The organism is Proteinivorax hydrogeniformans (assembly GCF_040515995.1).
Taxonomy (GTDB): Bacteria; Bacillota; Proteinivoracia; order Proteinivoracales; family Proteinivoracaceae; genus Proteinivorax; species Proteinivorax hydrogeniformans.
The window spans coordinates 2,307,073-2,321,186 of the sequence record NZ_CP159485.1; the positions used below are offsets into that span (position 1 = coordinate 2,307,073).

General features: G+C 36.4%; 12 protein-coding genes. 3 read left to right on the forward strand and 9 right to left on the reverse strand.

From position 1 onward, the window contains the following. Window positions 1-271: 271 nt before the first annotated feature. Window positions 272-1,744: a protein adenylyltransferase SelO gene (locus PRVXH_RS11100; RefSeq protein ID WP_353892834.1), complete on the reverse strand. Its 1,473-nt coding sequence runs from the start codon at window positions 1,742-1,744 to the stop codon at window positions 272-274. 186 nt (window positions 1,745-1,930) lie between these two features. Between PRVXH_RS11100 and PRVXH_RS11105 the strand changes: the two genes are divergently transcribed. The 3 genes from PRVXH_RS11105 to PRVXH_RS11115 all read left to right on the forward strand — a co-directional run bounded on the left by PRVXH_RS11105 (window position 1,931) and on the right by PRVXH_RS11115 (window position 5,589). Continuing rightward, on the forward strand, window positions 1,931-2,416 hold the full coding sequence (locus PRVXH_RS11105) for a PH domain-containing protein (protein ID WP_353892835.1): 486 nt from the start codon (window positions 1,931-1,933) through the stop codon (window positions 2,414-2,416). A gap of 225 nt (window positions 2,417-2,641) precedes the next feature. After that, window positions 2,642-4,203, forward strand: a protein-coding gene (locus tag PRVXH_RS11110; RefSeq protein ID WP_353892476.1) for an IS3 family transposase whose coding sequence is annotated in 2 segments (ribosomal slippage) — window positions 2,642-3,116 and window positions 3,116-4,203 — 1,563 coding nt in all. Because the reading frame shifts where the segments join, the coding sequence is not laid out codon by codon here. Window positions 4,204-4,296: 93 nt separating this feature from the next. Continuing rightward, window positions 4,297-5,589: a PH domain-containing protein gene (locus PRVXH_RS11115; RefSeq protein WP_353894586.1), complete on the forward strand. Its 1,293-nt coding sequence runs from the start codon at window positions 4,297-4,299 to the stop codon at window positions 5,587-5,589. Window positions 5,590-5,626: 37 nt separating this feature from the next. Here PRVXH_RS11115 and PRVXH_RS11120 read toward each other — a convergent pair whose 3' ends face one another. The 8 genes from PRVXH_RS11120 to PRVXH_RS11155 all read right to left on the reverse strand — a co-directional run bounded on the left by PRVXH_RS11120 (window position 5,627) and on the right by PRVXH_RS11155 (window position 14,026). Beyond that, window positions 5,627-5,761 carry a hypothetical protein gene (locus tag PRVXH_RS11120; RefSeq protein ID WP_353892836.1) on the reverse strand — a complete coding sequence of 45 codons (135 nt, stop codon included), beginning with the start codon at window positions 5,759-5,761 and terminating at the stop codon, window positions 5,627-5,629. 35 nt (window positions 5,762-5,796) lie between these two features. After that, window positions 5,797-6,354, reverse strand: a complete 558-nt coding sequence (locus PRVXH_RS11125) for a hypothetical protein (protein WP_353892837.1) — start codon at window positions 6,352-6,354, stop codon at window positions 5,797-5,799. Between the two features lie 295 nt (window positions 6,355-6,649). Then, window positions 6,650-6,991, reverse strand: coding sequence for a hydrogenase maturation nickel metallochaperone HypA (locus PRVXH_RS11130; RefSeq protein ID WP_353892838.1), 342 nt, complete (start codon window positions 6,989-6,991; stop codon window positions 6,650-6,652). A gap of 40 nt (window positions 6,992-7,031) precedes the next feature. Beyond that, window positions 7,032-7,943, reverse strand: coding sequence for a DUF5692 family protein (locus PRVXH_RS11135; protein WP_353892839.1), 912 nt, complete (start codon window positions 7,941-7,943; stop codon window positions 7,032-7,034). 92 nt (window positions 7,944-8,035) lie between these two features. Continuing rightward, window positions 8,036-10,726: an FAD-dependent oxidoreductase gene (locus PRVXH_RS11140; RefSeq protein ID WP_353892840.1), complete on the reverse strand. Its 2,691-nt coding sequence runs from the start codon at window positions 10,724-10,726 to the stop codon at window positions 8,036-8,038. A gap of 250 nt (window positions 10,727-10,976) precedes the next feature. Next, window positions 10,977-12,233, reverse strand: coding sequence for an FAD-dependent oxidoreductase (locus tag PRVXH_RS11145; protein WP_353892841.1), 1,257 nt, complete (start codon window positions 12,231-12,233; stop codon window positions 10,977-10,979). Then, entirely contained in the window at window positions 12,230-13,291 is a 1,062-nt protein-coding gene (locus tag PRVXH_RS11150; RefSeq protein WP_353892842.1) for a helix-turn-helix domain-containing protein, read from the reverse strand. The genes PRVXH_RS11145 and PRVXH_RS11150 overlap by 4 nt, the downstream gene beginning before the upstream one ends. Window positions 13,292-13,462: 171 nt before the next feature. Next, complete coding sequence (locus tag PRVXH_RS11155) at window positions 13,463-14,026, reverse strand: DUF2179 domain-containing protein (protein ID WP_353892843.1); 564 nt, start codon at window positions 14,024-14,026, stop codon at window positions 13,463-13,465. Window positions 14,027-14,114: the final 88 nt, after the last annotated feature.

The following is a 14,114-nucleotide window of genomic DNA, read 5'->3' on the forward strand; positions in this document are numbered from 1 at the left end:
TCACAAGGTATTTCCTAAAATTAGGCTAGTAGTGGTAAACTTTTTCGTTAGCGCCGCTGGTAAACAAATTCGATAGCGGGTGGTAAAGAAATTCATTGACATTCGCATTCAAAGGGCATGTTCCAAATCTGGTTTGCAGTGCTCTGCTTTGTGATACCCCTGAATGTAGGATGTGAAAGGTGTGAGGTTTGTAAAATATGATGTTTTAGAAATAACTCCGCGGGAGATGAGGTCAGTGGCTAGTCGGTACAGGTTGAAATGGTCGGCGCTTTTAAGTGCCACAGAAGGTTCGATATGGCATCTTAGATGGTGGAGGTGGTTTTGTGTACTCTTCATGTTGAGATGAATGAGCATAAGGGGTTGCAAGCACTTTTAAAAGTCTATCCATGACGCTATAATCCTCTTGTTCTACTGCTGCCTCTAGCGCTTCTTCCACTTGGTGATTGCGAGGAATTACACCGGGGTTACTGTCTTTCATTAGCTGCTTGACCTCTGAGTGCGATGTATTTTGTCTTTGTAGCCTATTTAACCATAACTGATGCCAACTAGCAAACTCTTTACTATCAAATATTTCCACCCCTTCTAGCCTATCAAATGTCAACGCTCGGAATGTATTAGTATAGTCAGCACCATAGCTATGCATTATACTAAGAAGGCTTTCGATAAGACTTTCATCGTCTGGTTCTTGATTGAAGATGCCCAGCTTTGCCCTCATTTTGTTTATCCTATTGCAATGATAAAGCTTTGTAAAATCAGATATAGCATCTTCAGCTATTTTGATGGCTTGTTCTTTGTCGTCATGTAGTAGCGGCAAAAGAGTTTCTGCAAAACGCGCTAAATTCCATGCAGCTATAGTAGGCTGGTTTTCGTAAGCATAGCGCCCCTGCCTATCAATTGAGCTAAATACCGTATCAGGGTCATATTCATCCATAAAGGCACACGGGCCATAGTCAATAGTCTCGCCACAAATACTGACGTTGTCAGTGTTCATAACGCCGTGTATAAAGCCTACCCCTTGCCATTTTGCAATTAACAATGCTTGACGTTTTACTACTTCCTCAAGTAACCCGATATAAGGATTAGAACCTTGCGTTACGTCAGGGAAGTGTCTTGCTATTGTATAGTCTGCTAACGCTCTTAAATCCGAGTTATTACCCCAATTTGCAGCGTATTGAAAGGTGCCGACCCGTAAGTGGCTAGCAGCTACTCTTGTTAAAATAGCACCTGGAAGTGGTTTTTCACGAATTATTGTTTCTCCAGTGGTAACTACTGCTAGACTTCGTGTCGTTTCAATTCCCAGAGCATACATTGCTTCGCTTATAATATATTCTCGCAACATTGGACCAAGAGTGGCTCTGCCGTCCCCGCCACGGGAGTAAGGGGTTTTACCAGCACCTTTTAGCTGAATATCATACCTCTTGCCTGCTAAAGTAAGCTGTTCACCTAAAAGTATAGCGCGACCATCCCCTAACATAGTAAAATGTCCAAATTGATGTCCTGCGTAGGCCTGGGCTAAGGGTAAAGCCTCTTTAGGAATCTTATTTCCAACAAATAAGTCTACATAATCCTCTTTTGTAAACTTTTTATCTAAACCAAGAAAGTGTGCTAGCTTAGCATTAAATATAACCAACTTTGGCGCACGTACGATAGTTGGCTTTACTTTAGTATAAAATAAATTTGGTAATTTAACATAGCTATTTTCTAAGTTCCAACCTCGGTTAGTTGTTGATTTTTTATCTGTCATTTTATCCCCTTTCTTTGCTCAATATTTATATTAAGTATTCCCTTTTAACCAAAACAAAAATCACCTATTTAAGCTACACTACGCTGCGATAAAAATTTGCGTTTTTTATTATAACTAGTTTTAATTCTAAACTTGATAGTTTATAATGTTAAAGTAGCTTTTTCTAATTTAAGGGAGGGATTATTAGTGGACTTTAAAAGGCCAAAGGAAAGGATACATCCAAAGGCAGTTAAAGCCTGGAGAGTTAATGGTAGTTGTTCTTTTTTAATCTACTTGTTAATGGTTATAGGGTACTTAATAGTTTCAAATGTATTTGGGCCTTTTCCTAAAATTATTTTATGGATAGCAATCGGGTTAGCACTTATCATAGGATTTTTAAAGATTTTAGTTATTCCTTCAATACGAATGCGCTATTGGTGCTATGAAATTAGAGAGCATGAGGTTGATATCCAAAGTGGGTTAATAGTTATTCAGCGAAGTCTTATCCCCATGGCTAGGATTCAGCATATAGATACGGAGCAAGGTCCTATTCTAAGGTACTTTAAGCTAGCAACTCTTTCTATTTCTACAGCTGGAACTACTCATAAAATTCCTGCTCTCAAAATGGAAACAGCTTTAAAACTAAGAGATCAAATTTCAGCATTGGCGAGGATTAGTAATGAAGAAGTTTAGTCCCGAAAGACCTCACCCAATTATTATATTCACTGGTTTTTTGCGACACATTAAGGATTTGATATTTCCAATTATTTTAGTTTTCTTTTTGCAAATAAGATCCACTTCATTACTTAAAAGTAGTTATACCGCTTATATAGTCATCCCTATGTGTTAGGATAGTTGTCGTATAAGAAAATTAATGCAATAATGAAGTTACGACACTAAACCTAAGGAGATAAAATTATGTCAAAATCTAAAAGTAAGCACTACTCTAAAGAGTTTATTGAGTCCGTATTAAAAAGACTTGAGCCCCCTTCAAATGACACCGTTACTGCTATTGCAGCAGAGCTGGGCATTCCCAAAACAACCATTTATACATGGGTGAAAAGAAACAATAAAACTCTATCATCTCGCAAACCTCAAAATAGGTGGAACTCAGAAGATAAATTCCAAATAGTATTAGAAACAGCAGCTTTAAGTGAAGCTGAGCTAGCCGATTACTGCCGACGTAAAGGTATATACCTTGAAGATATAAAGCGTTGGAAAGAGCAATGTTTAAAGGCAAACCAAGGTGAAACACAGGACTACCAAAAGACTAAAAGTGAGTTAAAGGAAGAAAAGGAAAAAGCAAAAGAATTAAAAAAGCAGCTTAGACAAAAAGAGAAGGCACTGGCAGAAACGGCTGCATTACTAGTATTAAGAAAAAAAGCAGACGCGATTTGGGGGGACCCCGAGGAAGACTGATCAGTAGCTCAGATCGCGTAAAAGCAGTAGAACTGATCGATGAAGCAAGAATAAATGGTGCAAGGTTAGCCCCTGCATGTGAAGTATTAAGTATCAGCGTGCGTACCTATCAAAGATGGACTAAGGAAAAAGGGAAGATCAAAGAAGATAAAAGACCTTCAGCTAAACGCCCCACTCCTAAAAACAAGCTAACAGATGAAGAACGCCAAGAAATAATAAAAACAGCAAATAATCCTAAGTATGTCGACTTACCTCCATCACAAATAGTTCCTAAGCTGGCAGACGAAGGCAAATATTTGGCATCTGAATCAACAATTTACAGGGTTTTAAAAGAAGAAAAAATGGATGCTCACCGAGGAAGGGCCAAAAAACCCACAAAAAGGGAGCCTCCTACTCATGTAGCTACTTCCCCTAATAAAATATGGACTTGGGATATAACATGGCTAAACTCTGCTGTTAAAGGTAGTTTCTATAAGTTATACCTTATAATAGATATGTTTAGCAGATTAATTGTAGCCTATGAAGTATGGGAGTCAGAGAAAGCAGAATATGCTGAAAGACTTATTAAAAAAGCAACATTGTCTCAAAAGATTTCAGGTCGACCTTTAGTACTACACTCCGATAATGGCAGCCCAATGAAAGCAGCAACATTTCAGGCCACACTTGAAAAACTAGGTATTCAAAGCTCTTTTTCCCGTCCAAGAGTTAGTAATGACAACCCTTACTCCGAATCGCTCTTTAAGACCATGAAGTATCGCCCAGCATACCCTTATAAAGGTTTTAAAAGCATAGAGGAAGCAAGAAATTGGGTTAAAGAATTTGTTAGATGGTATAACTATGAACACTTACATAGTGGCTTAAAATTTGTTACACCTTACCAAAGACACTATGGAATTGATGTTAATATAGTAGAAAAAAGAATCAGGATCTATGAGCATGCAAGGAAAAAGCACCCAGAGAGGTGGTCTAAAAATATCAGAGATTGGTCATTACCCGAATATGTTTCTCTAAACCCTATAAAAGACATACAGTTTAAAAATACTATAGATCATGTAGATTAGCTTTACAATCTAACAAGGTAATTCGTAAAACTTTTTAATTTTAATGCGACAACTTTCTTGACAAACACCGTCATTGGTTTTCTGCTTTTTAACTTGATTTTTAGCATTTTAAAGTGGTACTTTTTTAAGTACTCATATTCCAATGGATTACTGCACATAAGGTCAGGAGTTTTTATCAAAAAAGAACGCTTTATTAAAAAAGAAAGAGTTCAAACTATAAAAAATAAAGCTGGAATTCTTTTGAGGATCTTTGGCCTTGTAACGTTACAGATTGAGACTGCGGGAGGTTATGTAGTTCCAGAGGTCTTCATTGAAGCTATAGATAAAGATAAAGCTGAATACATCCGTAGCGCTTTAAGGGGAGAAGATGTCGATGCTTCCGATTCTGGTGCTGAACCTAAAAATGAACTCAGCAGTCAAAATACCTGGAAGGTAAGTTATAAAAGACTAGTTATTGCGGGTATGACTTCCGGGGGTATTGGCGTCATATTTTCGTTGTTAGCAGTAATCTTTGGTCAGGGTATGGCTTTTCTCCCCGAAAGGTTTATTGATTCTATGTTTAAGACCTTTCAAAACACACATATTAACTTACTAATTCTACTAATATTGATTGTCTTCATTATATCCTGGGTAGTTTCCATTCTCCGTTTTGTTATTTCATATGGAGAGTTTACAATCACGAAAACTGGCGATGAAATACAAATCACCCGTGGGTTAATTGAACAAAAGCAACTTACTCTAAAAAATCATAGAATACAGGCTATTCGAATAGAGGAAGGCCTTTTAAGGCAACCTCTAGGCTACGCACTAATTCAAGTGGAAGTGGCGGGTGGGGGGTCAGAAGATAACGGTTTTAAGACTATTTTACACCCTATGCTAAAACGAGAAGAATTACAGCTTTTTCTAAACTTTGTTACTCCCGAAAGAACTTTCTCTACTGACTATATTCGTCTTCCTAAAAAATCATTGAGGCGTTATCTGTTACGGGCCACTTTGCCTCTTGTACCACTTTTTTTACTTTTCTATTTTGTCCCCTTTGTATGGATTTGGGTTGGTTTTATAATATTTTTTGTATCTGGTTATTTGGGTTACCTCCGTTATAAAGACGGCGGCTTTAAGCTATTAAATCAAGAGCTCATTTTGCGCTATAGAATTATTTCAAGAACTACGGTGTTAATTAAAAAAACACAAGTTCAATCTATGCAACTTAAAACTAATTTTATCCAAAAGCGAAAAAACCTCACCACAGTTAGCGCATCTGTGCTATCGGCTCTTTTAAGTACAACCTTTACATTAAAGGATATTAATCATAAATCGGGTAAAGAATTATGGCTTTGGCTTTCAAAAAGTATAGAGGATGAAAAAAAACAGAGCAGCAGCGTCTAATTATACGCTGTGTGCTCTTTTTCTTTTTAGTGTATATTTATTTTTTCTTGTATATATTAATAGGTTCTTGCTCTAACTCTCTTATTGCATTTTTCACAGCTAGCTTGATTAGAAAATATAATACTATAGCTATAGGTCCACCATAAAAGATTAGAATCAACAATAACTCCATATTTTGTACACCCCCTAGCAAAAACAAGCTGCTTTTTATATTGCTTTTTCTTCTTTTTCGGTGGCAGTATTACCCTTTAATTCTAAAGCTAATGAAATGCTAAATAGCACCTCTATAAATATCATGATAATAGCTAGTATGTATGCTTCATAAATTAGGCCTACAATCAACGCTACGATAGGTATTATAACAGCAGCCATCCTATAGCTTATAGATTTATATAGCCATCCAAATGGAAGCAAATGTGCCCCAAATATTATCGCAAGGACCATTACCAATTTTTCAGGAGCTGCAGCATAAACCCACATCGCAATTAGCAAATATAACATCTGATTCATGGTCAGGACAAACCCTAGGTTATTAAAGGGATTTTCTTTGTTACTAAATCTAACGTTAATAACTCTTGATATGACGTACGATAGTGGAACCAAAAGTGATGTGGATATAAAAGTGTAAAGATTTTTAGTGGATATAGGCAAGTCAGTTAAATGAATAATAGCAATCAAACCCCATATAATTATTGAGGCCAGAATAAAATGGATACCCTTCTTTTGCTCTATGGCGCAGTTATTCCTTAGATCATTAAAGTCCATACGCTCCAATCTCCTTTTTAATTTCTTTTAGTTAAATAAATTTCAAATCTGTAAATCAACACTGATGATGAATTTAATTTTTGCAGGTTGAAATCCTTCTCATAAATATATTATAATATTTTAAAAATAATAGCAATTGTAAATTAACTTATTAGATTTTATCGGGATTTTTTTATTAAAATACAAGCCCGTAAACTAGAAGCCACATTTATGCTAAACACATAAATGTGGCTTCTAGTTTAATTATATATTTGAGTAAAAGCTCCCACTATTAAGGCAAAGGGTACGCTAAGTGTTAACAAGCTATAACTTCTTTTATTAAAAACTCTTTGCCGCTAAGAAGTTCTACTTTTTCACTTTCACACTGCGGGCACCTTTTTTGTTGTTCAGAGAAACTAAATATATTTTCACAGCTTTTACACAATACATTTGCTGGTATTACTTCAATTTTTAGTTTTGTCTCTTCTAAGGATGTTCCATCGACTGCTGCAGGGTAACAAGCCTCTACATATCTTGGGATCATCGAAGATAGCTCGCCTATTTGAAGGACTAAGGTATCTACTTTTTTTAGATTATTTTTTTTTGCAAAGTCTTCCACAGTTTCCACAACTTTTATTACTACTCCTAACTCATGCAAAGGTTTCACCTCTATTCCTTAATTAAAAAAGTGAAGGGGCTTACGCTACATTTGTTGGCCCTTGATATTGGCTTGTGCCGGTCCAAACTTCTCCTTTTGCTGGGTTGCGGCGAAGCTTTACAATCCTATATATTTGCCAAGCAGCAAGAATTACATGTAAGCCAAAAGATGTTAAAGCTAAGATCCAGTTAGCTGTAGGATTATAGCTAACACTCACATTGAAGGTGCTGCCTACAGCAAAAAATGCTGGGAATGTCATTATCCATAACATCCAAAAAGATAAGGTATGGGCACGGTTTTGCATCCAAGTTCCCTTAGCCCAAAACAGTGCAGGAATTATTGGTGCTATATTTAACGCCACCCCTGAATAAAAAGCGTTACCTGGGGCACATGAGTATACGTAGGATATATTCCATACAGCATAAGCGATAATATAAAACATACTTTGATCAGGCCAGACCATATCCCTACGCTTGTCGGTGGTACCATATATACCAACCCAACCACAAATAAGTAACATACTTAATATACCGGCTGCAGCGTTGAAGTAATTCCAACCACCAGAAATATAATACATGCCGTCTATCATACCTTCAAAACCTCTGATACCAACTTGCAGCTCTCTAATTGCAGCTTCGATAATATTTATAGCTAAAATTGCTGGAACCAAAAATAGATACCACTTGTGCTTTTTATGATAGTCGGTATATCTTATTACCATATAAATCAAACTACCTGCTAAAGCGGAATAAACTTTAACCCAATGAAACCATGATAAAAGTTCACTATCTGACTGAAGCCAAACAAAAGTTAGCAAAACTGGCATTATCATAAAGATAGTGATGCTTCCCCACTTACTGGCACGAACTAATTCATTTAAACCAATGAGAGCTGCTAAAACTACAAACCACATTATTACGTTCTGCAAGGGTATTGCCTCAAAAAAGAACATAATGTAAACCTCCTTTTATTTTATATACTTAATTTAGGTAGTTGCAGACCGGCGCCTTTAAGCATACTTGCTTCGCCGGCCCACATTTTAACTTACTCTCTTTTAAACATGCCTCCAAAGAAGTTTTTCATTTCTTTGCCCTTAATTCTAACTTTTCGTTTTATAGCGTATTTCATAACTTTAGGCTTAACATTCTCAAACTCAACAGTATTTTCATCATATTTTCTTACTAATGAAATAGCGTCAAACTTACATTTAGTTACACAGGATCCACATCCTACACACATAAACTCATCTACATGTGTTGCACCACAATCTAGACAACGCTCTGTTTCTTTTATCACTTGCTCCTCTGTGAAGGTACTGCGTAAGTCTTTAAAGGTTTCTTTAGCTTTATCGCCATCGACATGTAATCCTCTTTGTCTAGGTAAGCGGTCATAACCAGCAAGGTCAAGGTTTTCTTTGTCTAATGCTTTATATCCTTTATTTACACGCCCTAGCGTTAAGCTTTGACCAGGATGGACATAGCGATGAATTGAAATAGCACCTTCTTTTCCTTGCGCTATGGCGTCTATGGCAAACTTAGGACCTGTTAGAGAGTCGCCACCAGCAAAAACATCTGGCTCGTCAGTTTGATAAGTAGTGCCGTCAGCTTTTATTGTGTTGTTAGGGTTTAGCTTTATTTTGCTGTCTTCGATTAAGCCGCCCCAATCCATCTGTTGCCCCACTGATATCAAGACATTATCTGTCTTAACAATCTTAGTCTCGCTTTCATCGAATTTAGGGCTAAAGTTACCTTTCTCATCAAAAACAGAAATACATTTTTTAAACTCTACACCAGTTACACGGCCGTTTTCGGTAATTATCTTTTTTGGGCCCCACGAGTTGTTTATTCCGATACTTTCAGATAAGGCCTCATCAATTTCTTCTTCTAATGCTGGCATATCTTTTCTTGTTTCTAGGCAATACATATTTACTTCAGATGCACCAATTCTAGTAGCTGTTCTTGCAACATCTATGGCGACGTTACCGCCCCCTATTACCACAGCTGAACCTTTCATCTGTTTTTCTTCACCTAAGTTTACTTTTCGTAAAAATTCAACTCCGGTCTTTACACCTTCAGCGCCTTCGCCTTCTAATCCTAACTTTCTACCTGCCTTTGCGCCTATAGCCATATAAAAAGCTTTAAACCCTTGTGCCCTAAGCTCTTTTATGGTAGTATCTTTTCCAATCTCGACACCTGTTTTGAATTCAACTCCTAAGTCTCGTAAAATATCTATCTCGGCATTAACCACATCTCTGTCCAGTCTATATGAGGGGATCCCTAAAGTTAACATACCCCCTAGTATCTTTTCTTTCTCATATACAGTGACAGGGTAGCCTTGAACAGCTAAATAATAAGCACATGAAAGCCCTGCAGGACCGGCACCAATAACTGCTATTTGCTCTGTGTGCTCTCCTTTTTTCTTTGGTACAAAGCGGTGCTCTGATTTTAACTCCTGCTCTGCTATAAACTTTTTGATATCATCGATAGCCACTGGATCATCAATATCCGACCTTGTACATTCTGACTCACATTTTCTCGGACAAACTCGACCACATACAGCTGGGAATGGATTTTCTTCTTTTATAAGTTCTAAGGCTTTTTTGTACTCCCCTTGTGCGGCAAGCTTTATATATCCTTGAATACCTATATGTGCTGGACACTCGGTTTTACAAGGGCTAGTTCCACTTTCAACAACAAGTTCCTTATTAGTTCGATAGTCTGGGTCCCATTTATCTTCTCCCCACTCGGTATCATAGGGTAACGGACGCTCTTTTTGCTCTATAGGAGTCTTTGTGCAAATTTTTTGACCAAGTTTTAGCGCATTGGTTGGACAATTGTCGATACATTCTCCACAGGCAACACACTTTTCTTCGTCCACTTGTGATACATAATTTGAGCGGACCATGTCAGGGTTTTTGAACATCCCAGCTATCCTCATTGCAAAACAGGAGCAACCACAACAGTTGCATATAGCGTGTGTTTTTCCCGGTCCATCTAAGTTAGGAATACTGTGCATTAACCCATTTTCTTCAGCTTTCTTAATGATTTCAAAGGCCTCTTCACGGGTTATTTCCCGCCCTCTACCTGTTCGTATGTAATACTCTGCTGCATGACCTAGCTGTATACACATTTCTTCCTTTAAATGACCACATCCTTCTCCCATAGCTTCTCTTGAAGTCCTACAAGAACAGTCAGAAACTGAAAAAACGTCATTTTCATTAAGATATTTTGATACTTCTTCATAAGATGCCCTTCTGGTTTCTCCTTGGATTGATTCCTCGATAGGTATAACACGCATAGGTCCTACACCTACAGGAAAAATCCCTGCAGCTTGTGGTCCTTTTACCTTGCCATACGCATCAAAAGCTTCGGCAATCTGGGGATATTTTTTTACATTTTCTCTGTGATTAGCCATCATTTCCATATGGCCAGGCACCCAAATATCGTGCCAGTATTTATCAACACCATCCATTTCGTTAACAAATGCCGCACCGCAATCCGCTAACTGAAGTAAAAGCTCTTCTGTTTTTTCTTCAGACTTACCACACTTGGCAGCGATTTCTTTAACGCTTAAAGGTTCACGAAATGCTAGACAAAGCCCCACTTCTGCCATCTCTTCTGTAACGACTGGCTCTAAAATTTTGTACTCCGGACGGTCTGGAGTTATTGCGTCTTTTTTGCCACGTTTAGTTCTGCTAATTTTGTTCGCAAAATCTAATACCCTCTCTTTTACCATGACTAGCCCTCCTAAGTGAAGATTAACTTTGTGATTGTTATCATTTTCTCAATCTAAGTATATTTAAATATGTAATCATTTGTCAAAAAAAGAAGAACCCTTTTATACAAAGGTTCTCCCCACTTTATATTTCATCTTTGGTTTACAGTTTTGATTTCACTTCAGTTCTATTATGGCAGGCATTATTGATAATTTATGAACACAAGAAGTGTAAAGTTAACTTTAAAGTAAAATTTTGTAATTTAATTTTCTAAAAATATTTACTAATTAAGAAGTTTGAGTACTTAATGCAGTTTTCCATGGAGACAGTACTCATTATTTCACCTGCTAAAAACACATTGTGTTTCCCTTGCATAGACTCTAGCTTTTCATAAAATCCTTTTTGCAAGACCTCAGATTCAACGTAAGGGCCTTGCTTTTGCCAATTTTTATACTGATATAACCGCGGGTTTTTAACTCCTAACTTTACAAGATCTGCTTTTAAAATATTCATAGATTCTTCTTTAGAGTGATTAGGGTTATTATAAGCATAAACCGTTAACAACTCTTCATCTATAGTGGAGTCCCAACGAGAGTTCCATATAACCAAGTGTCCTTTTTTTGTTGTTTTTAAGTTTTCTAACACGCACCCACAGCCATTTGGAAGATTGTCACCTAAAAAAGCATACACAGTATAGTTATTGTATTTTATACTTTTTAAAAAATCCACCATTTCGTTGTCCTGCTCATATAAATGAGTAAATTGATTAAGGGGAGCAGTTATGATGGCTTGATCAAACTCTAATTTTTCATACTCTGTATAAAGGACCAAAGTCTGTGCATTAGTTGGCTCTACTTGAGAAACTTTCTGCCCCAATCTTAGGTCTTTAACTCTTTGGCTCAATCTATCGACTATAGAAGAAACACCATGCTTCCAGGTAAAAAGTTCCGGAACCTCCAAAAACGCCATTACAGTTTGGAAGTTTAGCAGTCTTAATACATAAACAGCAGGTACTTCGTTGATATCACCCAATCCATAGCTAGAAAAATGATGAGTATATATTCGTTTTAAAACCGTTAAATTATGAAAATCACACCACTTTGCAAAAGGCATAGCTAGCCGCTTTTCTATAAACTTGATATTTACATTCCGAAGGGATTTATAGTCTTCTAAAACGTCAGGCAAGCGATATATTTCCTCAAGAAAATCATCAAGTTTGTTTTGAGGTATCTGCAAAATTTTATTGCCTTCTGCATCATAACTGACTCGGGACAAACTCGGACCATCAGGCTTTATATTCAGCTCTTTCATCAAACTTTGCAAGTTCTTTTGAACAGGAAGACCAAAAAGAGCACCAAGCTCATAAGACCTCCCCTTATACCAAATGGTATTAAGCTTGCCTCCTAACCTATCTTCCTTTTCAAAAACAGTAACATTTTTATAACCTTTTTTTTGTAGCTGTGCTGCAATAAAGAGTCCTGAAAATCCGCCTCCAACGACAGCTATTTTAGAATCTAAGCTTTTCACTTGAAATCAACTCTCTTCTTTTGATTAAGTAACGCCAAAATCCAAAGGGGTAGTGTGCTAAAGTCAGCACCATTTTCTTCAGCCTTTTGCAGTACAACTTCTGCCGGTGTTTTTCCTTTTTTTGCACCACTTGTTATGGGCCGTAAAAAGTTATAGCTTCTTAGAAATTTATGAAATTCCCTCTCAACCTTTGCAAAAGAGTTAATATTGTTTTCTGCTTGAACCTTATTATAAAACTCTTTTACCAAAAACTCGTTAAACTCATTTATGGATTCTAGCGCAGTACTTTCTTCAGATTCTACAAAATGGTGATTAACCTTTAGTTCCTCAATAATCTCTTTTTGCTTATTACCTTTTACAAAATAAGGCAAAAAAACTTTTGTCTTTTTAGTAAAAAGATATTCTATATCTAAGTTAAATGTCTTAAGGAGGTACATTATTTTATGTTCAAAAAAGTACCAAACGTCTATGTCTTGTTTTTTGTTGTAAAGCTTTACAACTCCTAGTTTAGAGTAAACGTCATAAAGACTATACTGATATATCTTTCCAATCCCATCAAACTTGCCTATAAAATCAATCCGTTGAATGAGACAATGTCCAGGGTATTTAATATCCTCAGCGGAAGCGAATATCGGAGCTGTACGCTTTTTTCGCTTTTCTTTAGGATTAAGTGCCTTGTCTTTAGAATACTTAATTCTCTCTTGTTTTTTTGAAAGACTATGTCTTTTTAAAACATTATAAATACCAGACTCACCTATATCAAAACCTTCGGACTTCAATTCATAGTAAATCCTTTTAGGGCCGTCTGCAGGATACCTTTCTATGTAAGTTAGTATCTCATTTTCTATAGTTTTGCTGACTTTGTTTGGCATTTTAGGTTTTTGAGGCTCTTTGCTTTGTAGGCCCGTCACACCACTTTTTTGATATGCTTTAAACCAATTGTAAAAAGTTGTTCTTGATATACCATATAATTCACAAGTTAAGGAAACGTTTTTATGCTTCAAAGCATGTTTTATAATGATATGTTTACTATGTGCGTTAAAGCCCTCAAACTTCATAGCATCGTCTCCCCTTAGTTAAAAAATAAAGTTTCATCATATTATTATAAATTAGACGTTACCGTTAAAACTCCTTTTTTTAAAAAAGCTCGTCTAAATGGGTCCTTTTGATTTGCTTTAACTTAGTCATTATAAAAATAAAAGCACTTCCATTTTAGAAGTGCTTTTATTTCAACTTTTAAGGTTTGTATCTACCTTTTTATATTTAGATTTTTTGTTGGTCTTCTTTTTCATTGACTTAACTAAAAATCCACCTTTAAACTTTCTAGCTTCATAAGAGATTATAAAAGCTCTTGGCTCAAACTCTTCTATAATATCAAAAAGCTCTTCTTCTCTACTTCTTTTTGTAAGGATATCAAGTCGGTATCTCTTGCTATCTCTTCCTTCACCTTCATACACCGTAACACCGAACCCCTCATTTCTTAGATAAGTGATGAGCTCTGTATTTTTTTCTAATAAGTTAACCATAAGATTGTTGTATCCAATTGCCAATTTGTTTTCAATAGCGCTACCTATAAGCATGCCTACACCAAAACCTACTGCGTAAACTATTAGCGCTGCTGTTCCCGTATCACCGCTAAATACTAGCGATAAACCAAATACATACACTAACGCTTCTAAAAATCCTAGGAAGGACGCCATCATAGTGACATTTTTTACAAGGAAGATTGTTCTAAGTGTAAATATGGGAACATACACCAGCTGTAGTAACAAAATTAAAATTATTTCTTGCATTTAGCACCCTCCTTTTTAATTATAACGTTAATATTATCATACTTTTGGCAGAAATTCTATTTGAATAAATTACAAAAGTTAGCTATTT

Excerpts from the sequence above, each read along its gene's own strand:
- PRVXH_RS11100 (WP_353892834.1), bottom strand. The coding sequence starts at position 1,744 with ATGACAGATAAAAAATCAACAACTAACCGAGGTTGGAACTTAGAAAAT.
- PRVXH_RS11120 (WP_353892836.1), bottom strand. The coding sequence starts at position 5,761 with ATGGAGTTATTGTTGATTCTAATCTTTTATGGTGGACCTATAGCTATA.
- PRVXH_RS11155 (WP_353892843.1), bottom strand. The coding sequence starts at position 14,026 with ATGCAAGAAATAATTTTAATTTTGTTACTACAGCTGGTGTATGTTCCC.
- PRVXH_RS11135 (WP_353892839.1), bottom strand. The coding sequence starts at position 7,943 with ATGTTCTTTTTTGAGGCAATACCCTTGCAGAACGTAATAATGTGGTTT.
- PRVXH_RS11125 (WP_353892837.1), bottom strand. The coding sequence starts at position 6,354 with ATGGACTTTAATGATCTAAGGAATAACTGCGCCATAGAGCAAAAGAAG.
- PRVXH_RS11150 (WP_353892842.1), bottom strand. The coding sequence starts at position 13,291 with ATGAAGTTTGAGGGCTTTAACGCACATAGTAAACATATCATTATAAAA.
- PRVXH_RS11140 (WP_353892840.1), bottom strand. The coding sequence starts at position 10,726 with ATGGTAAAAGAGAGGGTATTAGATTTTGCGAACAAAATTAGCAGAACT.